Annotated in this window: 14 protein-coding genes; 2 read left to right on the top strand and 12 right to left on the bottom strand. The window is 73.2% G+C overall.

All coding sequences use genetic code 11. The features are described from left to right. Position 1: 1 nt before the first annotated feature. The 12 genes from BFV98_RS01075 to BFV98_RS01020 form a co-directional block, all read right to left on the bottom strand. Positions 2-637: a response regulator transcription factor gene (locus BFV98_RS01075; protein WP_174361720.1), complete on the bottom strand. Its 636-nt coding sequence runs from the start codon at positions 635-637 to the stop codon at positions 2-4. Positions 638-756: 119 nt separating this feature from the next. Then, entirely contained in the window at positions 757-1,056 is a 300-nt protein-coding gene (locus BFV98_RS01070) for a YbaB/EbfC family nucleoid-associated protein (protein WP_369752305.1), read from the bottom strand. Between the two features lie 50 nt (positions 1,057-1,106). After that, a complete protein-coding gene (locus tag BFV98_RS01065; RefSeq protein WP_071094465.1) occupies positions 1,107-4,394 on the bottom strand; it encodes a right-handed parallel beta-helix repeat-containing protein in 3,288 nt (1,095 codons plus the stop codon). A gap of 4 nt (positions 4,395-4,398) precedes the next feature. Further along, the gene (locus tag BFV98_RS01060; protein ID WP_071094463.1) at positions 4,399-7,434 is read right to left on the bottom strand and encodes a hypothetical protein; all 3,036 of its coding nucleotides are present in this window, start codon (positions 7,432-7,434) and stop codon (positions 4,399-4,401) included. 7 nt (positions 7,435-7,441) lie between these two features. Beyond that, positions 7,442-8,797: a type VII secretion protein EccB gene (gene eccB, locus BFV98_RS01055; protein WP_071094461.1), complete on the bottom strand. Its 1,356-nt coding sequence runs from the start codon at positions 8,795-8,797 to the stop codon at positions 7,442-7,444. A gap of 6 nt (positions 8,798-8,803) precedes the next feature. Further along, the gene (gene eccD / locus BFV98_RS01050) at positions 8,804-10,213 is read right to left on the bottom strand and encodes a type VII secretion integral membrane protein EccD (RefSeq protein ID WP_071094459.1); all 1,410 of its coding nucleotides are present in this window, start codon (positions 10,211-10,213) and stop codon (positions 8,804-8,806) included. A gap of 13 nt (positions 10,214-10,226) precedes the next feature. Then, a complete protein-coding gene (gene eccCa, locus BFV98_RS01045; RefSeq protein WP_071094457.1) occupies positions 10,227-14,186 on the bottom strand; it encodes a type VII secretion protein EccCa in 3,960 nt (1,319 codons plus the stop codon). Further along, positions 14,183-14,581, bottom strand: a complete 399-nt coding sequence (locus BFV98_RS01040) for a hypothetical protein (RefSeq protein ID WP_013286984.1) — start codon at positions 14,579-14,581, stop codon at positions 14,183-14,185. Before BFV98_RS01040 ends, eccCa begins: the two co-directional genes overlap by 4 nt. Before the next feature lie 2 nt (positions 14,582-14,583). Next, positions 14,584-17,880 (bottom strand): hypothetical protein, encoded by a 3,297-nt coding sequence (locus BFV98_RS01035; protein WP_071094456.1) that lies wholly within the window; start codon positions 17,878-17,880, stop codon positions 14,584-14,586. A 42-nt stretch (positions 17,881-17,922) separates the two neighbouring features. Next, positions 17,923-18,771 (bottom strand): hypothetical protein, encoded by an 849-nt coding sequence (locus tag BFV98_RS01030; RefSeq protein WP_225319862.1) that lies wholly within the window; start codon positions 18,769-18,771, stop codon positions 17,923-17,925. Positions 18,772-18,894: 123 nt separating this feature from the next. Next, a complete protein-coding gene (locus BFV98_RS01025) occupies positions 18,895-19,197 on the bottom strand; it encodes a WXG100 family type VII secretion target (protein WP_013286988.1) in 303 nt (100 codons plus the stop codon). A 37-nt stretch (positions 19,198-19,234) separates the two neighbouring features. Continuing rightward, positions 19,235-19,555, bottom strand: a complete 321-nt coding sequence (locus BFV98_RS01020; RefSeq protein ID WP_013286989.1) for a WXG100 family type VII secretion target — start codon at positions 19,553-19,555, stop codon at positions 19,235-19,237. Between the two features lie 252 nt (positions 19,556-19,807). Between BFV98_RS01020 and BFV98_RS01015 the strand changes: the two genes are divergently transcribed. Both BFV98_RS01015 and BFV98_RS01010 read left to right on the top strand, forming a co-directional pair. Next, positions 19,808-20,218 carry a YbaB/EbfC family nucleoid-associated protein gene (locus BFV98_RS01015; RefSeq protein ID WP_013286990.1) on the top strand — a complete coding sequence of 137 codons (411 nt, stop codon included), beginning with the start codon at positions 19,808-19,810 and terminating at the stop codon, positions 20,216-20,218. After that, positions 20,215-21,108: a WXG100 family type VII secretion target gene (locus tag BFV98_RS01010; RefSeq protein ID WP_071094454.1), complete on the top strand. Its 894-nt coding sequence runs from the start codon at positions 20,215-20,217 to the stop codon at positions 21,106-21,108. The genes BFV98_RS01015 and BFV98_RS01010 overlap by 4 nt, the downstream gene beginning before the upstream one ends. Positions 21,109-21,126: the final 18 nt, after the last annotated feature.

Raw genomic sequence — 21,126 nt, 5'->3', positions numbered from 1 at the left:
CTCAGATCATGCCGGAGCGCAGGGCGTAGGCCACCGCGTGCGAGCGGTTGCGCAGCTTCAGCCGGTGGTTGAGGCCGTAGATGACGTTCTTCACAGTGCGTTCGGAATAGCGCAGCTCGTCGGCGATCTCGTTGGTGTCGAAGCCCTCGGCCATCAGCCGCAGCACGTCGATCTCGCGCGCGGTCAGGCCGGAGGCGTTGAGCCCGTTGGGGTTGAGCACGTCGCGCTGGAGCCGTTCGATGTGCTTGAGCAGCTCGCCCACCAGGTTCGGGGGCAGCACGCCGCCGCCGGAGGCGGCCGCCCGGACGCTGTGCACGAGGCGTTCGGCGGTGACCGCCACGCGCGGCAGGACCGCCACCACCCGGCACTCCACAGCGGTCAGCAGCTCCTGCTCGCTGACCTCGGTCGTGATCAGGACGACCGGGGCGCCGATCTCGGTCGCCGCGAGGCGCAGCATGGCGATCACGTCGGTGGTGAGCCGCTCCGCGGCGACGACGAGCACCTGCGCCCGCGTCCGGTCCGCGCTCTCCAGCAGCGTGATGTCGGAGCGCGACCGGAGGTGGGCGGTCAGGCCGGTGTGGGTCAGCGGGTCGGGCGCGTGCACAAAGACGGCAACTTGCTCCACAGCCATCTCCATCACTGTCAGTAGGGGCTGACAGTCTCATGGAGAGTCCTTCAAGAAATCTCCACACTCTCTTTCCTGATGGCGTCGAGCCATGAAGATCTGCCCATAACCGCTGGTCAGACTTTTTTCAGTCAGTGAAGATTGATTTCGACGGGGCCCATCTTCTCCGTCGCGAGCTTTCCGGCGTTCGCAGCGGCGGCCTGGATCGCCTCCATGATCGCCGTCTGCAACGACGCTGCGTCACGCTGCTCGTACACCCGTGGGTCGACCCGGACGGCCTGGACCTTGCCCAGGCCGCTGGCCATGACCACTACAGTGGCGTCCTGGGAGCGGCCGGTGACGATCGCCCGCTCCAGCTCCGACTGCGCGTTGCGCATCTGGTCCTCCAGGCGCTGCGCGTTCTCCATGAACTCCTGGAACGAGGGTGGGATCGGCGTGGACTCGGGCTGCATGCCGGGCCTTTCTGTGTGTGGGCGGGTGGTCAGCCGACGGCGGCCAGGCCGCCGAGCCGCTCGCCGGCCGCCGGGCCGGGCGCGGCCAGGTCGGCGAGCGCGAGGGTACGGGAGCCGGTGCGCCGGGTCAGCGCGAGCGAGAACTGGTGGGCGGCGTGGACTGTGCGCTCGGGCAGCCGGCCGGCCATCTGCGTCAGCGCGGCCCGGACGTCGTCGGGCACCTCATGACCCCGCCGCACCAGGTGCCGCAGCACGACGGTGGCCAGCTCGTCGGTGCTGAACTCGGGCACCGACCACTGCTGGCCGAACACCTCGTTCACCGCCGGTACCGCGGTCCGCAGGCTCGCCAAGGCCGCCTCCTCGCCGGTCAGCACCACCACCGGATCGCCGAGCCGGGAACGCATCCGGCTCACGAGCGCCTCGGCGATCTCCGGCGCGACGCCGGAGGCGTCGTCGACGTAGTCGAGCTGGAGCACGCCCCCGGCGGCGTCGTCGAGGACCGCGTCCACCAGGCTCCCGGCCTGGCCGGGCCACTGCGGCGCCAGTTCCCGGCTCGTGCTCACCCGCACCAGCTGGCCGACCGGCACCAGGCCCAGCTCCGACAGGCATGCCGCGTACAGCCGGGCGTACTCGCTGCGGCCGCTCCCGGCCCGGCCGCCGAGCAGCACGTTGCCGGTGCGGCCGGGGCCGCGCCGGCGGTTGCGTCCCTCGCAGAGCTGCAACAGCGTCTGCCCGGCCGCCTCCTTGACGCGCTGCCCGCCGACCAGGCCGCAGATCCGCTTCCAGCTGCGGGCCGCGTTGATCGCGCCGGTCGGGTCGGTCGCCGCGTCGGGCTGATCGCCCTGCTCGACCGGCAGGTCCTCCAGCAGCGCCAGCTCGGGTTCGACGTCGGCGGCGGTGAGCCGGTTGAGTTCGCTGTCCTTCGTGGGCGGCGTGGTCGCCAGGCGCGACGCCTGGTTGTTGATCAGCGCCTCGAACAGCTTGCGGGCCACCCGGCCGTTGCCGAACGTCGCGTTCTTCGGCACCCGCGTGAAGTACGCGGTGAGCGCGTCCACCGCGTCGTCGGTCAGCTCGTAGTAGTGCTTGCTGACCAGGTTCGAGGTGATGGTGACGAGCTCCTCGACGGAGTAGTTCGGGAACTCGACGGTACGGGTGAAGCGGGACGCCATACCCGGGTTGGAGGCGAGGAACTGCTCCATCAGCTCGGAGTAGCCCGCGACGATCACCACCAGCTCGTCGCGGTGGTCCTCCATCATCTTCATCAGCGCGTCGATGGCCTCCTGACCGAAGTCCGGCCCGGAGCCGCCCGAGCCGCTGGACAGCGTGTACGCCTCGTCGATGAAGAGCACGCCGCCGAGCGCCTTGGTGACCAGCTCGGTCGTCTTGATCGCCGTGGAGCCGATGTACTGGCCCACCAGGTCGGCCCGCGCCGCCTCGACCATGTGGCCCTTGGACAGGATGCCCAGATCCTTGAGCACCGAGCCGTACAGGCGGGCCACTGTGGTCTTACCGGTGCCGGGCGGCCCGGCGAAGACCAGGTGCCGGCTCATCGGCGGCATCGGCAGGCCCATCTGGAGCCGGACCTGCGACATCTTGATCAAATTGATCAGCGCGGTGACCTCCTGCTTCACCCCGCGCAGACCGATCAGCCCGTTCAACTCGCGAAGCGGCTCGCTCAGCTCGTCCGCGCCGCTCTCCGCCGCCGTACCCTCGTCGCCGGCCACCGGGGCCGGCGCGGCGGACGGCGGACCGGCGGGCGCCGGGGTGGCCTGCGGGCGGCCCACGGTCAGCGCCTCGGTCGTCACCGTGGCGCCGGGCCCGCGGCGGACGTCCTCGCCGCCGCTGTCGCGCACCACGCACCGGGTCAGCGCCACCGGCTCCACGGTGTCCACGCCGATGCCGGCCCCGCCGCTGCCCAGCACCTCCCCGTCGCTCACCGACCCGCGGGAGCCCGCCTCGAAGACGATCCCGTCGGCCCGGGCGTCGCGCACCCGGGTCTGCGTGACGGTCGCCGACCCGGTGACCCGCAGGCCGTCGCGGGCCGCGCCGACGATCTCGCTGTCGCCGAGCTGGAGCGTCCCCTCGGCCAGCACGCCCGCACCCCGCAGCAGGGACGCGCGCAGCGTCAGGTCGGCGCCGGCGCCCACCCGGACGCAGGCCACGCCGGTTCCGGTGAGGCGGGCCTCGTGCACGACGCCCCGCGCGGGGCCGGTCAGCGCGAGCGCTGTCGCCTCGCCCGCGTCCATCACCAGGTCGGTGCCCTCCAGTGAGGCGCCGTCCTGGACCAGCACCCCGCTGCCCGTGGTGATCTCGGCGCGCAGCCGCTGGAGCACGACAGCCGACTCACCGGTGAGCACGGCGACGTTGTCGCGCGTGCCCCGCACGGTCAGCCCGAGGAAGCGGGGCGAGCCGCCGGTGACGGCGACCCCGACCGGCGCGTCCTGGACCGTGCAGTCGGTGAAGGTCGGGCGGCCGCCGCCGAGCACCTGCACGGCGGTGTGCCCGGCACCGCCGAACGTGCAGTTGCGGAACGACGGCGACGCGCCCTCGGCGATGTGCGCCGACTGCACCGCGGCGCCGGTGAACGTCGAGTCGCTGATCTGCACGTCGCCTTCGCCGCGTACGAAGACGTCCACGTTGCCGCTGCCGGTGACGGCCAGGCCGCGGATGCGCGCCCAGGCGCGCTGCTCGACCACCAGGGCGGGCTTGCCGGCCCCGGTGATCTCGCACTGCTCGATCGTGAGCCGGGCGTCGCCGCCGGCACACACACTGTTCGCGCCGGCCGTGCGCAGGCGGCAACGGCGCAGCGTCAGGGCGCTCTGCTCCCCCACCACGACGCTGCTCGTGGCGACGTCGTGGACGTCGGTGTCCTCGATCGTGCTCGACCCGGCCGACATCACCACCACACCCGCGCCCGCCGAGCTGGTCACGTCGCAGCCACGCAGCGCGACGGTGCCCTGCATCCGGGCCAGCAGCGTCACCCAGGAGGCGCCGCTGACCCGGCAGTCGTCGAGCGCCACCTCGCCCGCGTACACGTCTACCGCCGCCAGCGTCGTGTCGGCGCTGCTGAGCGTGATGCCGCGCAGCTGGGCGCCCTCACCGCGTACGACGAGGACGCTGCCCTCCTCCACCTGCACCTCGACGGTGCCGGGCCGGGCCGCGCTGATCGTCACCCGGTCACCGACCACGAGCTTCTCGACGTACCGGCCGGGGTGGACGTCGATAGTGGCGCCGGGCTCGGCCCGGGACAGCGCGGAGCCGATCGTCGGGTACGAGCCCGGCTTCCGGTCGCCCACCACAAGAACCTGCCGACTCACCGCGTCATCCCTTCCGGTCCAGCCCGGGCAGCACCCGCAGGCGCCCGCGGGCCGCCGCGCCGATGCGTACCCGGGGCTCGGCCGTGGCCCAGCGGTCCACGCTGCGCCGCAGCGACGTGATCGCCAGCTCGTCGAGCGACACCCGGTTGGAGTCGACCCGGCCGGTGTCGTCGATCTCGTTGGCGCCGATCTCCCGCAGCAGGACCGCGCCGCGCTCACCCTCGGCGGGCCGGCGCAGGTCCAGCACCTTGAAGTTCGTACCGGGCAGGAACAGCACCCGGTCCTCGACGTGCTCGTCCCCCTCCGGCTCCAGCAGGCTGGTCCGGCGGGCGGTCATCGACCAGATCAGCACGTCGGTGTCGCCGTCCTCGGACGCGCACGGCTGGGTCAGCGCGTTGACGAAGCTCCAGTCGGTCACCAGCCGCCGGTCCTGGTAGAGCGCCCACTCCCTGGCGGTCGGCGACAGCCGGTAGACGGTGGTGCCCCGGAACGACGGCATCCGGGAGACGCCGGCCACCACGCAACGCGCGAACGGCACGTGCGGCCCCTTGCGGCCGGAGCGCAGACCCGCGTCGACACCCGGTCCGCGACCGGTCAGATAGAGCCGCAGCGCTACCGAGTCGGCGAGCACGTCCTCGGTGGACACGCCCGAGCCCTGCATGCCCGGGTGCTCGGACATGATCCGGGACACCGAGCTGGCCATCACGTCGAACTCGCGGCTGAGCGTGCGGCGCAGCCATGCGCGCTCGTCGGCGAGCCCCTTCTTCTCCGACAGCAGCGCGCCCGCGCCGGCCGACGGCACCGGCTGCACCCGCGCCTCGGCGGCCACCTCCGACGGTTCGGCGTTCTCCGACGGCGTGGCGGCGTTCGACGGCTCGCTCTGTCCGTCGGGCTCGGCGGTCCGCGCGGGCGCGGCCACGTGCGACGGACCGGCTCCGGCGGGCGGGGCGGGCGGCAGGTCGACCGCGACGGCAGGCAGCGACGGCAGGGCCGCGACCGGCGCCGCCGGCCCGGCCGCCACCGGCGGCGTCGCGAGCGCCTGGCCGAAACCGGCGGGCATGGTCGGCGGCGCCGGCTCGCCGAAGCCCGCCGGCATGGTGGGCGGCGCGGGGTACGTGTCGTGTCCGGCGTCCTCGACGGGTGCCGCCGAGGGCCCGCTCCCGGAGTCGGCGGCGACCACCGGTCCGTCGGCGGCGCCAGGCCCGGCAGGTGCGGCGGGCGTGACCGGCTCACCGGCGGCGATCGGCGGCGTGGGTGCAGACACCACCACGGGCACCACCGGCGGTGCCGTCGGCAGTGGCACAGCAGGTGGAGGCGGCAGCTCGGACACGACCGGCGGCGCAGGCGGTGCGGGCAGCTCGGAGACGAGCGGCACGGCGGGCGGTTCCGGCAGCTCCGCCACGACCGACGGCGCAGGCGGCTCGGAGACGACCGGAGGCGCTGCCGGGAGCGGCACCGCGGGCGGAGCCGGGAGCGCGGACACGAGCGGCACCACGGGCGGAGCCGGCAACTCGGACGCGAGCGGCGCGACCGGGGGCGGCGGCAGTGCGGGCGCGACCGGAAGCGGCACCGCGGGCGGTGCGGCCGGCTGTTCCCGGCCGGCGGGGAGGGGCGGGACCGGCGCGGGAACGGCGACCACCACACTGTCCGCCGCGGGCGGTGCGACAGGCGCGGGCGGGGCGACCTCCACGTACGCGGGCACCGGCACGGTCGCGCCCACCGCCCGCATCTCGGTCTCCAGGTCGATGACCACCTCGGCCCGGCTGGCCGGTTTCGCGCCGGGCACCAGCACCGACGCGGGCATCAGCGCGCGGCTCGTACCGGCCATGCCGTCGACGCGTGCGGCCAGGTCGAGCGCCAGCTCCCGCATCCGGTGGGCGGTGGAGTGGACGGTGTCGTCGAAGACGAGCGTGCCGCTGCCCGCGTCGAGCATCGCGGACCGGACCTGCTCGGCGTTCTTCGGCTCGGCGGTGGAGCGTACCCAGAGGCCGGTCTGCACCACCTCGACCACCGCGCCGGGGGCGAACCAGTAGACCCGGGGCGCGACCTCCTCGGCGCCGGCCAGCGGCGGACGGTGGCTGAGCACAGTGGGGCGGCGGGCCCGCGAGTTGGGGTGCGCCCGGGGCGTGTAGGACAGTTCGAGCGCGTACGGCGCCCAGCCGAACGCCCCGTCCGGCAGCACGGTACGGATCTCGTACCGGTGCGGGCTGCCGATCGGCACGCCGGTGTAGCAGGTGACGTCGGTGTTCAGCAGGTCGGCGAGCGCCTGGCCGAACGCCTCGCCCTCGGGGATCCGGACCTCGCCGAACTGCACGAAGCGCACCCGCTGGCGGTTCTCCTCGTCGAGTCCGCGCCAGAAGCGCACCACGTCGTCGAGCGACAGCGGCGGCGTGCCGGGGCAGCCCAGCAGCACGGTCATCGTCTCCGCCTGGCAGGGCACGTACGCGGTGAGCCGCTGCCGTTGCGGGTCGACCACCTGTGGGTCGCGGTTGCTGTGGATCCAGACCCCGGCCGGGATCGGCTCGATCTCGGCGGTGGCGCTGGACGGCCGGGTGTCGATCGCGGCCCGGTCCCATCGCGGCGTCGGGTAGCGCTTGGCGTCCCAGGCGGGCGGACGGCCGGGCCGGAACCGCACCCAGCCGCTGCCCGGTGCGGAGTGGACGAACAGCGTTCCGGCGGAGCCGCGTACCAGGTCGCCGTCCGGGGCGATGACGGTGCGGTTGAGGCGTTCGGAGAGCCACTGACCGGCCATCGCCGCGGAGTTGCCGTGCCGGCCGCAGGCGATGAGCCGGATGCCGCGGCGGCGGCGCGGCAGCACCCCGGCCATCGCCTCCCACGCGCTGATCGGCATGCCGTCGCCGAGGTCGAGCACGACGACGTCGTTCTCCGCGTCCTCGATCACGGACAGCGCCAGCGACTGGGCCTCGGGACTGATGGCGTCCTCGGCGTGCACCACGAGGGCGTTGCCGACGGTGTGCTGGACGACGCCCTCGGGACGGTCCTTGCCGCCGCCGAACAGGTCCCGGATCCGGGTTGCCATGATCGACCTACCCCACTTCTGCGGCCGCGAGGGCCCTCATGCCCAGCGCCGGGCCCTGGGGCACCAGCGCGAGCAGCTCTCTCGGGAAGGGAACGTTCACGACCCGGTCGAGCTTCAGCGCCCGTACCGCGTCCTGGTCGCCGATCGGGTACGCCTTTCCGTCGTCCGCGATGTACGTGGGCAGGGGTTGCGCCGCACCGGGGCCGACCGGCGCCGGGAGCACCGCCATGCCGCTGCCGGGCGCCAGGAGCACCGTCGTGCGGCCGTCGGGGCGGACGCCGGAGCGGGCCAGCGGGACGAGGACCGCGGTGCTGTCGAACCGCGTCCCGTCCACCGCGCTCTGGCGCAGGCACAGCGCGTACGGGCCGGGTTCCTGCGGGGTGAGGCCGGTCAGGTCGGGCAGCCGGGTGAGCAGCGACCGGTCGGCCGACATCCGGGCCGCGGCGAGGTCGGCGGCGCTCAGCTCCACCGGTTCCTCCCCCGACGTGGCGGTGGCCAGCAGGAACTCGGTACGGCTCAGCGGCGCGAGGCCGTCGCGGCGCAGCACCAGGAACTGCTCCGCGCCGGTGTCGGGCCGCTGCCGGAACAGCGTGCCGATCGGGTACGAGCGGTCGCCGACCCGTCCGGAGCGGCCCTCGCCGGGGATCGTGGCCGGCGCCAGGTCCGGTCCGTCGGGCAGGAAGTCGAGCCAGTCCTGCGGGGCGGGCACCTTGCGGGTGGTGGTGGCGCCGAGCGCGGCGAGCACCGCCGGGTCGGCCACCCGGTGCCTGCGGCCGGCGGTCACCAGGTAGGTGGGTCCGTCGGCGGCGCGGACGACGGCGAAGCGGTCGGCCGGCAGCGGGACGGCCTCGGCGCGCGGGTCGAGGTTGAGGCCGAGGCGGTCGCCGGGTTCGTCGGCGACCGAGCCGGGCAGGCAGGCCAGCCACGGGCCGGCGACCATCGACCCGGTGGCGACCGACTGCGGGGCGCCGTCGATGCCGATCGACGGTCCGCGCGGAACGTCCTTGATCGACTCCTTGGAGATCAGCTTCACGGTTGCGCCGCTGCCCTGGATCAGCATGGCCGAGGTCAGGTTCGGCGTCGGGCGCAGCACGCCGTCGAGGTAGACGTACCGGTTGCCGCTCTCCTTCTCCACCAGGATCACACCGCTCTTGGTGTACGCCTTGCTGCCGCCCGGGACGATCCAGCCGTAGACGGCGAACCCGGCCACGACCAGGACGCTGATGAGCACGCCGAAGGCCAGGCCGGTGACGGCGCGCTGCCCGGGAATCTCCGCCGTGGACGGGTCGCCCTGCACCAGGGCGGAACTCAACCGGCCCATCATGAACTGGTGGGCGTGGACGTGGTCGCGCTGGGTCTGCACCGCCGGCTACCCGAAGAGTCCGCGGGCCCAGGCGTAGAGCCCCAGCACCTGGGCGAGCACCGGCAGCACGACCAGGCCGGTCGCGACGTCCAGCCCGCCGGCGGTGTACTCCCAGAACGGCAGCATGCGCCGCGGCCACGGCCGCAGCGCGGCCGTCACCAGCGGCACCAGAAGGGCGACGAGCCCGCCGAGCAGGACGTACCGGCCGGTCGGGGCGAGCTTGTCGGAGAACATCAGGGCCACCATGAGGTAGCCGACGGTACCGGCCGCCACCAGGGCGACCCGCTGCCAGAACCCGAAGAAGGTACGCGAGCGCAACAGGATTGCACTCGATGTCACGAGCACGAGTGTCCACCCGGACCAGCCCGGCACCCGCATCGTGTGGTGCATCAGCACCGGCAGGACCAGGGCGGACGCGGTCATGCAGGCGGTCAGGTAGGTGTCCGCCTCGTCCGCGCGCGACTTGACCAGGTCGGAGTCCTCCGGCTCGATGTCGTACGACATGTCGGCGCCGGTCTTGGGCAGCTGCGGTCCGCGCAGCCGGGCCAGCTTCACCGCCGCCCGGGGCGCGATCACGATCAGCACCAGGATCACCGAGACGGCCACCGCGGAGACCTGCGGGGCGGTGAGCGCGAAGCCGTCACCGGCCAGCAGCACGAGCACCACCATCGCGGCGGTCAGCGCGACGATCAGCAGCGGGGCGAACGGCATGACCGGCGTGACCGTACGCTGCGCGATCAGCAGGAACGCGGTCACCGCGACGACCGCGACGGCGGCGGCCAGCCCGGCGGCGGCGGTCCGGGCCACGCCGTCCGGGTCGCCGTCGACGGCGCTGGACGCGGCGACGGCCGCGAAGAACGCCGCGCCGCCGCCGAACAGCAGCGGGAACGCGCCGTCGGTCTGCTGGCGGGCGCTGACGATCGCCGCGGTGAACAGGCCGGCCGCGAGCACGGCGCCGGCGATCACCTGGGGCAGCACCGGGCCCCGGTCCACGAGTACGGCGGCGATCAGGCCCATCGCCACCAGGGAGAGCACCAGGAACAGCACCCGGCGGTACTCCGGCTGCCACCTGTCGGCCCGCCGGTTGACCACAGTGGCGACGCCCTCGGCCAGGTCGTCGAAGTCGAGTTCGGGCAGCGGGTCCTGTGCCGGGCGCAGGTGCAGTTCCTCACCCTCCAGCCAGTCCAGGCTCTCCGGCGTGCCGGACAGCTCGAACGGCGGCTGGCCGAGGCGTTGCAGCACCCACGACTCGTCGGGCACCTCGCCGTCGGGCACCCGGGCCACGTCGGTGGTGTGCCGCACCAGCAGCGGCATCAGGTTCGCCACCGGCATCCGGGCCGGCACGGCCAGGTCGGCCCGGCGGGCCGGCCCGATCACCGTGATCCGGCACAGTTGGTCGTTCAGCGCTGCGGTCACCAGCGAGCCTCTCTCATCGGGCCGTGTCCGACACGAAACCGGTCTGCATCAGGCGTACGCCGCGCCGCGTGACGAGCTGGGCGCGCCCGGGCGGCAGTTGACGGGGCTTCGCCTCGCCGAGGAACTTGCCCTCCTCCTTGGGGTAGGAGAAGAGCGTCGCGGGCGTGCCCAGCTCCCACATCCGCCGGATCACCGGGTCCATCATGGCCCGCATCGCGCCGGAGGTGCTCCGCGCGACGATCACGTGCAGGCCGATGTAGGCGCCCTGGGCCAGCAGCGGCAGGAGCGGGTCGAGCGTCGAGCCCATCCCGGTGCTCTTGGTCATCAGGTCGTAGTCGTCGACGATGACGAACAGCTCCGGCCCCTCCCACCAGTCGCGCTTGCGCATCCGCTCGGACGAGACGTCCGCCCCGGGCATCCGCCGGTTCATCGAGACCGACGCCTGGCCGGCCAGCTCATGCATCTTGTCGCCGGTGAACGCGAAGCCCACCTGGTACGCGGCGCCGATCGCGGTGTCCAGGTCTCGGCGCGAGTCGCCGAGCACGACCTTCGCCCGCTCCGGCGGGTAGTGCTGCTGGATGGACCGCAGCACGAGCCGCAGCAGGTTGGTCTTGCCGGTCTCGCTGTCACCGAGGACCAGCATGTGCGGGGTGGTCATGAAGTCGTGCCAGACCGGGGCGAGACGCTGCTCGTCCTGGCCGATGACGAACTTGAAGTCGGACTCGGGCGGCGGCAGCGTCTCGACCATCAGGTGCGCCGGAAGCATCCGTACCGGCGGGGCGGCCGGGCCGGGCCAGAACGTGCCGATCTCCTCGACCACCGACTTGGTGGCCTCGGCCAGGTCGCCCACCTCGGAGCTGCCGTCCATCCGGGGCAGCGCGGCCAGGAAGTGCAGCGCCCCCGCGGTGAGGCCGCGGCCGACCTGGTTGGGCACGGTGGCCGCCTTGCGGGAGCCGTGCTCGGACTCCATCGCGTCGCCGAGCCGCAGCTCCAGCTTCGTGCCGAGCAGGTCCCGCATCCAGGTACGCAGCTCCGACCAGCGGGTCGCGGTGACGATCACGTGCACGCCGAAGGACAGGCCCCGCGAGGCGAGTTCCTGGAACTTCTGCTCCAGTTCCTGGAAGTCCTGCTTCATCGTGTACCAGCCGTCGATGACCAGGAAGACGTGCCCGAAGCCGTCCTCGATCACCCCGTCGGCGACCCTGGCCAGGTAGCTGGTCATGGAGTCGAGGCCGTGCCGCGCGAACTCGGCCTCGCGCCTCTCCATGACCTGGAGGACCTCCTCGACCGTCCGGACGACGCGGTCGCGTTCCATCCGGGTCGCGATCGAGCCGACGTGCGGCAGGCCGGCGATCGAGGCGAGACCACCGCCGCCGAAGTCCAGGCCGTAGAACTGCACCTCGCGCGGCGTGTTCGCCAGCGACAGCGCCAGGATCAGGCTGCGCAGCAGCGTCGACTTGCCGCTCTGCGGGGCGCCCGCGATGCCGACGTGGCCGTCCGCGCCGTTCAGGTCGACCACCAGCAGCTCGCGCAGCTGCTCGGCGGGCCGGTCCACCACGCCCACCGGCACCCGCAGGCCGCCCTGGACGGCCGGGTCGTCGATGGTCATGCCGCGTACCGGGTCGGGCAGCACACTCGGCATGAGCGAGTCCAGGCTGGGCGCGCTGGACAGCGGCGGCAGCCAGACCTGGCGGGCCGGTGGGCCCGAGCCGGCGAGCCGGTCCAGCAGCACCTCGACCAGGCTCGGCCCGTTCGCGTCGGCGGCGGGCTCCTCGACCTGCTCGGCCGGGCGCTCCGGCCCGGGGTCGTGGCGCACCGCGACCTGCCGGGTGGTGAACGGCACCACGTCCGCGGTGGGCTCGTCCCCGGCGTCCGCGACGCCGCCGCGGCGTCCACTTCCGGTGTACGCGCCGGAGACGTACGCCGCCTTGAAGCGCACCAGGTTCGTGGTGTCCACCTTCAGGTAGCCGTTGCCGGGCTCGGGCGGCAGCTCGTACGCCGCGCCCACGCCGATCACCGACCGCGACTCCATCGAGGAGAACGTGCGCAGCGCCAGCCGGTACGACAGGTGTCCCTCGACCCGGTTGATCCGCCCCTCGTCCAGGCGCTGGGAGGCGAGCAGCAGGTGCACGCCGAGCGACCGGCCGAGCCGGCCGATGGACACGAACAGGTCCATGAACTCGCTCTTGCTGGACAGCAGCTCGCTGAACTCGTCCACGATGATCAGCAGCACCGGGAAGGGCACGAGCTGGGCGCCGTTGCCGCGCGCCTTCTCGTAGTCGAACAGCGAGGCGTAACCGCTCGCGCGCAGCATCTCCTGCCGCCGGGTCATCTCGCCGTTCAGCGCGTCCTGCATCCGGTCGACCAGCGGCAGCTCGTCGGCCAGGTTGGTGATCACCGCCGAGGTGTGCGGCAGCTTGTCCATGCCGAGGAAGGTGGCGCCGCCCTTGAAGTCGACCAGCACCAGGTTGAGGATCTCCGAGCTGTGCGTGGCGGCCAGGCCGCAGACGAGGGTACGCAGCAGCTCCGACTTGCCCGAGCCGGTGGCGCCGATGAGCAGGCCGTGCGGCCCCATGCCGCCCTGCGCGGACTCCTTCAGGTCCAGCTCGATGACCTCGCCCTCCTCGGTGACGCCGATCGGCACCATGAGGCGGTTGCGCTGCGGTGTGCGGGTACGCCACAGGGCCTGCACGTCGAAGGTCATGGCGTCGCGGATGCCGAGCAGCGTGGTCAGTTCGAAGCTGGTGTCCAGCGGCTCGTCGGAGACCTCCAGCGTGCCGCTGGTCCGCTTCGGCGCGATGATGCGGGCGAGCGCCTCGCACTGGGTCTGGTCCAGGCCGTCCCGCTTGGCCGAGCCGGTCGTGGCGCCGGCCGGGAACTCCACGACGTCGTCGGTGACTGTCAGCCGCAGCACCTTGGGGCCGCCGGGCATCGCGCCGGTCAGGTCGAGCAGCACCACGTTGCGGATGCCCGCGCCGAGCAGGCGGGAGCTGTCCGGCAGGTCCACCAGATGCGCGACGATCACCAGGAACGGCTCGCTGGTGGTCGGCCTGACGGCCCGGTCGTGGTCGCCCCGGTCGGTGATCTCCGGGCCGAGCATGTCCATCAGTGCGTCGTGGCTGCCGGCGAACATCCGGACCGGACCCGCCGCGTCGTACGCGGTGGGGTGCGCGTTGTGCGGCAGCCACTTGACCCACTCCCACGGGCCCCGGTGCACCTCGGCGGCGAGCACCGCGATCCGCAGCTCGTCCGGGGCGTGGAACGTGGCGAGCTGCGCCACCATGGCGCGGGCCAGGTCGATCGCCGGGTCGATCGCGCCCTCGAACTCGACGCTGGTGAAGCTCGGCAGGCCGACGGAGGTGGGGATGCCGGACACCGTCCGGTACGCCTCGGAGAACCGCCGCAGCGAGATCGACGACAGCGGTTCGAGGTCCTCGATCGGCTTGGTGGACGGCGGGTTGAACTTCAGCATCGCGGTCTGCCGGCCGAGACCGATCCGGACCCGGCCGAAGTCGTCGTGGCTGGGCCGGCGCTCCCACAGCCGGCTGCCCATCGCGATCGACCACAGCCAGCCCGGCTGCGGGTTGTTCCACAGCACGTGGCGGCGCTGCTGGTCGGCCGCCTCGCGGGCCTGCTTGCGCAACTGCCCGATGTAGCGGAGGAAGTCGCGCCGCTCGCCGCGCATCTTGCGCTTGCGCTCGGCGGCCGCCCGGCCGATCTGCATGACGCCCATGAGCAGCATGCCGCCGGCCATCGCGCCGCCCATCACGTACATCACGGGGGTGCGGTTGTAGAGGCCGAACATGGCGAGCATCGCGCCCATGCCGAGGCCCATCGGCACGACCATCGCGAACGAGCGGAAGTCGAGCGGGGCCTCCTCCGCCATCAGCGGCGGCTCCTGGAGCTCGATCGAGCCTTCCGGCGCCTCCGGGCCGGGCGCGCGGGGCGGGCGCTTGACGGTGACCGTACTCATCCGATCGTCCCCGCGTCGGCGCCGTCGCCGCCCCAGACGGTGCGCTCCTGGCGCAGCAGCTTCACCGCGTAGCGGTCGTTGCGGTAGCGCTCGGCCACCTTGACGTCGTCGTCCTCCTCGGCCTGGCGCTTCTTCTCCTTCTCCGCCCGCTCCTCCTCGTCCCTGCGGCGTCGCTCCTGCTCGGCCCAGAACGCCTCGGCGCGGGCGGCCGCCGCCTTCTCCTCCTCGGCCAGCGACGTCGTGAACTCGGCGTCGCTGACGCCGGGCTCGCCGCACCGGCGCATCTTCTCCAGGTCGGCGCTGAAGAAGTCGAACGTGCCACCGGCCGGCCGGGGCGCCTTCGCGGGCGTGACCCGCCGCCACACGGCGCGCGGGGGCTGTGGTGTCTCCGACATGGTCACCCTTCCCTGCCGTCGTCCGCTGACGTACCGGTCAGCCAGTCCGCGTCGCTGAGGTCGTCCCAGTCGGTCGTGTCGTCCGGGTCGTCGTCCGGCCGGACCAGCGGAACGTGGTCGTCGGCGGCCGGCCGGGCGCGGTCACCGCCCCAGACGGCGTCGTCCTCGCGCAGGCCGGCGGCGGGCTCCCGGTCGGCGCCGGGCTCGCGGTCGTCGTCGCGATCGGAGCGACCCCGGACCGTACCGGCGCGGGCCGGCTCGTCGGGGTCCGCGCCGGGCGTCGCGCGACCGGAGGGCTGCGGGCCGGGACCGGCGAGTCCGGCCACGGCGGCGGCGCCGGCCAGGCCGAGTGCGCCGGGGACGGCGACGGCAACCTCACCGTCGGCCACGGCAGCGGCGACGCCGGCCTTCCGGTGCGTCCCCTCCGGACTGCCGCCTCCCGGCGAGACCGACGGGTTCGACTGCGCGGGCGGGTTCGGCTGCCCGGCCGGGTTCGGCGTGGCCGTCTGGGCGGGTGGGTTCGGCACCGGGCCGGGCTGGGCAGGCAGGCTCGGCTGCCCTGGCTGGCCCGGGTGGCCGACGATCACCGGAGCCGCCACGACACCGCCGACCGCCGGGGACAGGTCGACCACAGTCGGCACCTCCACCGCCGTCGGCGGTGCGATCACCTCGGGTACGGGTGCACCCGGCGACGTACCGCCGGTGCCGGACACGGGCGCTGCCGGAACGTCCGGCGCGGCCGGTTCCTCGACGGCGGCCTCCGGCACACCCGGATCCGGACCGGCCGGCGGACCGTCCGGACCCGCTTGCGCGCCCGGCACACCGGTGACCGGCACGGAACCGTCGAGGTCCGCCGTGCCGCCCCCCGGCCCCGGCTGCGGGCCGGACACGTCGGCGACCGGCGCGGATCCGTCAAGGCCTGCGCCACCGGCCGTCGTGCCGTCGCCCGCCTCCGGCGCGAAGTCACCCGGTCCGGCCGGGGTCCAGTCGGTCTCGTCCGGCCGGATCAGGCCGGACGCGTCGGGCGCGGTCCGGGGCGTGGTCCCGGCGGGTGCGTTGCCGCCCGGCGGGCCGGCTACCGGCGGCCCCACACCCGCGATCGGCGGCGTCGCACCGGCGATCAGCGGCGCGGAGGGAGGCGGCTCCACCAGCCCGGTGCCGCCCGCACCTGCGCCCACGGGCGCCTGCGGTCCTGCGGCGTCGGGGGTCGACGGGCGCCAGTCGTCGATGTCCGCCTCGATCAGCCCGGAGGCGTCGGGTGCGTCCGGCACGCCCCCGCCGGGCGTGCCCGCACCGGCGCCCGGCGCGCCGGGCATCATCGGCATGGCGGCTCCGGGCGGCGCCGCCGCGACCGGAGAGTCGACGCCGACGCCCGGGGCCACGGGCGGGCCGGCGGGGATCTGCGGACCGTCGACGCCGAGCCCGTCGCCACCGGCCGGCGCACCGGCCGACCCGTCCGGCACGCCCGCGTCCACGCCCACCGGTCCCCAGGTCTCGGGGTCGCCGCTGACGAGTCCCCGGGCGTCGGGCGACTCGGCCCCAGCGGGGTTGTTGGCTCCGCCCGCGGGCCCCGGCATGCCGGGCACGGCCGGCATCGGGGCACCCAGCCCGGCACCGCCGGACGAGGCGCCGGCCGGTGCGCCGGGAACCTGCACACCGTCGAACCCGGGTGACCGCCAGTCCGCCTCGTCGCCCTCCACCAGGCCCTTGGCGTCCGGCGCCTCGGGGACACCGGAGCCGCCACCGGCACCGGCACCGGGCGCGCCCGCGCCGGGCATGCCCGGCATCATCGGCGGCTGGAAGCCACCGCCACCGGGCACGGCGCCACCGGGGGCGGCCGGGATGTCCACACCGCCGACGGTGCCGGGGGCGAAGTCGTCGCTGTTGCCGAGCAGCCCGTTCGCATCCGGCTTCTCCGGCAGTCCGGGGCTGCCGCCCGCGCCGGGGCCGGCGCCGCCGGGCGGGCCGAATCCCGGGATGCTCGGCGCGGTGAACCCGCCGCCTGGCTTGCCGATGCCGGTTCCCGTGCCCGTGCCCGTGCCCGCCCCGGGCTTCGGGCCGCCCACCTCACCCGGCCCGGAGAACGACGGCGGCTTGACCGAGCCGGCGCCGCCCGCCCCGCCACCGAGGTTGGCCGAGCCGGGCGGCTTGACGCCCGGCGGTACGACACCGGAACCGAGCCCGCCAGGCAGGCCGCCCCCACCCGGTACGCCGACGCCCGGGAAGCCGACGCCCCCCGGCCCGTTGATGCCCGGCGCGTCGAATCCGGGCAGCCCGCTGCCGCCGCCGGGGGTGGGACCGCCGATCTCGCCGGGGCCGGAGAACGACGGCGGGGTGACGCCGCCCGGCCCCTGGCCGGAGCCCGGACCACCGATGCCGGCCAGGTTCGGGGGCGTGACGGTGGGCACTGTGATGTTCGGCGGCGTGGTGAACCCCGGCGTGGTGATGCCGCCGACGGGTGGCGGGGTGAACCCCGGCGGGGTCAGTGTCGGCGGGGGTGTGAGGTTCGGCGTCGTGAGGTTCGGCGTCGTGAAGTTCGGCATCGTCGGCGTGGTGATGCTGGGCGTCGGCATGGTGATGCCGGACGTCCCCGCCTTGTCGGTGGTCATCTTGTACTGCTCGGCGACCGTGTGGACGACATCGGCCATCTGCTGGGCCATCGGCTTCTCGTACTCGGTGCCGCTGATCGGCACCGGACCGCTGCCGCTGCCGACGCCGTTCTGGGAGGCGATCGTCGCCCAGGCGCCGTCCAGGTAGGAGATCGTCTGCTGGGCCCAGGAGAGGTGGTTGGCGGCGTCGTAGAGCTGCGACGGCAGCGACGTGACGTTGGTCGAGGAGTTGATGCTGTTGGCCGCCGTGGTGGAGTCCGGAACCGCGCCGCCGGCGAGGTGCTCGGCCTGCTTGCCGAGCAGGTCGGCGTAGAAGTTCATCTTGTCCCGGAACCCGTTGGCCGCCGGACCCTTCCACGCCTTGTCGTCGCCGACCATCGAGGCGACGGCGGTGCGGATGGTCTGTTCGAGCCAGATCAGCAGGTCCTGCGTCGCCTGGAAGGCCCGGGCGGCCTCGACCACCGACCCCACGTTGACGCGGCCGGCCGCGTACTTCAGGCCCTCCTCGCTGAACACCGCGGCGCCGCCGTTGACCGAGGCCATGAGCTTGCGCCAGCCTCGGGTCTCGGTCGCCCAGGTCCGGTAGTCGTACAGGTCGCCGACGGGGATCACCTTCGGGGGGAAGGTTCCTTCCGGCTCCGCCGGGTCGTTCCACCCGTCGAGCTTGGTGTCGCCGAGACCGTTTCCCATGCCCCGTCCCTCTTCGCGAGCTGCCGGACCTGTCCGCCCGCGTCAGTTGCCGTCGGTCTTGATGATCTTCTGGCCGTAGGTGCTCAGGTTGTCCAGGCCCTTGAAGGAGTCACCCATGATCTCGCCGAGCTTGTCGGTGGTCAGCGCGTTGAGTTCTTCGAGGTTCCGGTAGTCCGCGGCCATCTTCAGCAGGGCGGTCTGCACCGCGAGGAGGGCGGTGTTCATGTTGACGAGCATGTCCTTCATGTCGCCCTTGACGCCGCCGTCCTGGGCCGTCGCCCCGACGACCGCCTGCCGCAGCACCTCGGCCCGGGCGAAGGCACCGGGACGCGGGTCGATCGCGCCCACCTGGTCAGCCGTGGTGAGCAGGATGTTCCCGGCGCCGGTGATCTTGCCCAGGATCTCCTTGGCGAACCACTCCAGCGCGGCGGTGTTCACCGCGACCCCGCTGGTCGAGGCGGTGTCACCCTTGAACGTCGGGTTGATTCCCGGCGGGGTGAAGCCCGAGTTCGTCGGGGTCTTGTCCTCGTCGATCCAGTCGGACTTGTCGGTGAACGCGGGCGGCGTCACGTTCGACGGGTCGGTGATCTTGTCCTTGTACGTCTTGACGAGGTTCCGCCAGCCGTCGGTGTCGAGGATGTTCTTGTCGTACCACTCGCGGGCCTCGATCCACTCCGGATGCTCGGCGCGGACCTCGTCCTTCCACCGCTCGTAGTTCACCCCGGTGCGGTTGTTCTGGTGCTTGTTGTAGAAGGCCATCCAGGAGTCGTACGCCGCCTGGGTGGTGCCCTCCGGCTTTCCGATGGCGGCGTCGCCCATGCCGTAGGCGTTCATCGCGCTGATGGCTTTGTCGTTGGGGTATCCCCAGTCAATGCGGGCCAAGGAGCTCACTCCACTCGGGTGTCGACGGCGGAACGTTGACACAGACCCCAGCGGCCCGGGTCGTCTAGCTCACCGGGCCGGGGACGGACGACGCCGGCCGCCACGCCGTGTCCGCGGCGGCCGTCCGGCGGTTCAGCCGCCGCGGACGTCGTTCCAGATCATGGCGTGACGCTGCTCGGTGGTGCCGTAGTTGTCCGAGATCTGCAGCAGCGTCATGCGGGCCTGCTCCAGGTAGCCGACCATCGAGTCGGCCGCCTGGTTCCAGGCCAGCTTCGAGACCTTGTACTGCTCCTGGGCGGCACCGGTCCACTGGGCGAGGCTGGCCTCGACAGTGCGCTCCATCTCCTCCAGCGACGACTGGATCTGGCCGTTGATGCGGTTCATGTCGGTCAGCACGGCGTCTGCCTGCACGAAGTCGAAGGTGTAGTTGGACACGTCAGTCCTCTCGGGAGATCGGGGGTCGGGGTACGGCTCAGATGCCCGGCAGGGCGGCGCCGAAGGAGTTGGCCACGCTCGACGCCTCGTCCTCGGCCGTCTGGTAGCCCTTGGTGGTCACGCCCATGACCTCGAGCATGTTCAGCAGCTCGTTGATCACCCGCTGGAACGCGTTCTCCCAGTTGTCCATCGCCTGGTTGAAGCCCTGCGACGCCTGGCCGGTCCAGGAGGAGATCAGGATGGCCATCTGCCCGTTCACGGCCCGCAGCTGGCCGGTGAAGGCGGTGGCCTTGTCGGAGAACTCCTGGGCAGCCCGCTGCATACCCTCTTCGGTGGTACTGACGGTCGGCATCGTCACGGCCGGACTCCTCATGTCAGGGAAAGGTGGCAGGGAAGAGTGTTGATCCGCGGCCGCGCCCCGCGGCAACCCGGTCGCGCCACCATGTCCGAACGTCACCCAACATTGCACGGCAGCGCCCCCGCAACCGCCGCCACCGGCCGACAGCCCGGGAAGAGTGGTTGCACTTTCATGCACTGATCCCCGGCCGGAGTTCCGGCGCGACGGTCGTGGCGTCTTCACTGGACCGCGACGTCGAGGGAGTGGTCCGTCGTGAACTACAGCGAGCGCATCGAAGGCCTGTTCCAGGAGTACGAACGGCAGCGCACCAGCCTCGCCGAGATGCAGGCCCGGATGAGCGCGCTCTCGGCCACCGCGACGTCACCGCGCCGCGAGGTGAGCGTCACCGTCGGCCAGAACGGCGTGCTGACCGACATCCAGTTCCCCTCCGGCGCCCACAAGCGGCTCACCACCGCCGACCTGACGCGGCTCATCATGGACACCTACGCCGACGCCAAGGAACAGGTGATGAACCAGGCGGCCGACGTGCTCGCGCCGATGCTGCCGGACGGCCTCGACGCCCACAAACTGGTCCGGGGCCAGGCCGGGGCCGACGCCTTCCTGCCCAAGGAACCCCGCATGGTGACGAGCGTGCGGGAACTCCTGACCCGGGGGCCCGAATGATCAGCAACAATCCCGGCGGGCGGCTGTGGGTCGACCCGGACGGCGTGGAGGGGCTCGGCAAGGCGTACGAGTCGCACGTGCAGCTCTACGAGTCCTACCTCTCCCAGCTGACCGCCCTGCGCGCCCGGTACGCCAACGCCTGGGGCGACGACGACATGGGCGAGCAGTTCTCGACCAAGTTCCTCCAGGGCCTGGACAACCTCGAAGCGATCATCGGCGGCGTCAAGGGCACCCTGCACTACACCGCCCAGGGCCTCAAGGAGAGCGGCCGGGCGTACCGGGAGGCGGACGAGGCCGCCCTGGACGTCAGCCGGAAGATGGCCAAGGACTTCGACGGCCTGGACGGACCCCCGTACGCGAGGCGGGCGGTGGCGGGCCCGGTGCTGGAGCCCACGGCGGAGGGTGAGCCGCGCCGGCCCCATCTGCTGTCCCGCCGCCTGGCGGTCGGCGAGCCGGCCGGTGAGCCGGTCGCCGAGCGGGCCAGGCTCCTCCCGCAGCAGCAGGGCACGCCGCTGCTGCCGCTGGAGCCCGCCGAAGCGCTGACCCCGCTCACCGCCGCCACTCCGGCCATCTCGTCCTACTTCGTGCGGCCGGAGTACGCGACCGCGCACGTCGGCGGCCGGCCGCTGCCCGAGGGGTACCGGCTGATCGCGCTCAACCCGTTCGAGGACGGCAGCACCCGGGTGGACGCGAACCTCTACGACTCGATCACTCCGCTGACCGGCACACCCGTCACCACGCCGGACGGCAGGGCGATCGATCCCGGACAGGGCCGGTTCTTCGTCGTCAAGGAGAACCCGGCCGTGGACCCGGCTGTGCCCGGCTACCAGCCGCTGTACCTGAGCTACGCACCCGACGGCACGCCCACCCCGATCATCCCCGGCGCCTGAGCCACCCACCCGCGCCCG

The sequence above is a fragment of the Micromonospora sp. WMMB235 genome (assembly GCF_001855515.1).
In the GTDB taxonomy this organism is placed as follows: Bacteria; Actinomycetota; Actinomycetes; order Mycobacteriales; family Micromonosporaceae; genus Micromonospora; species Micromonospora aurantiaca.
This window is presented reverse-complemented; position numbering and strand designations above follow the sequence as displayed.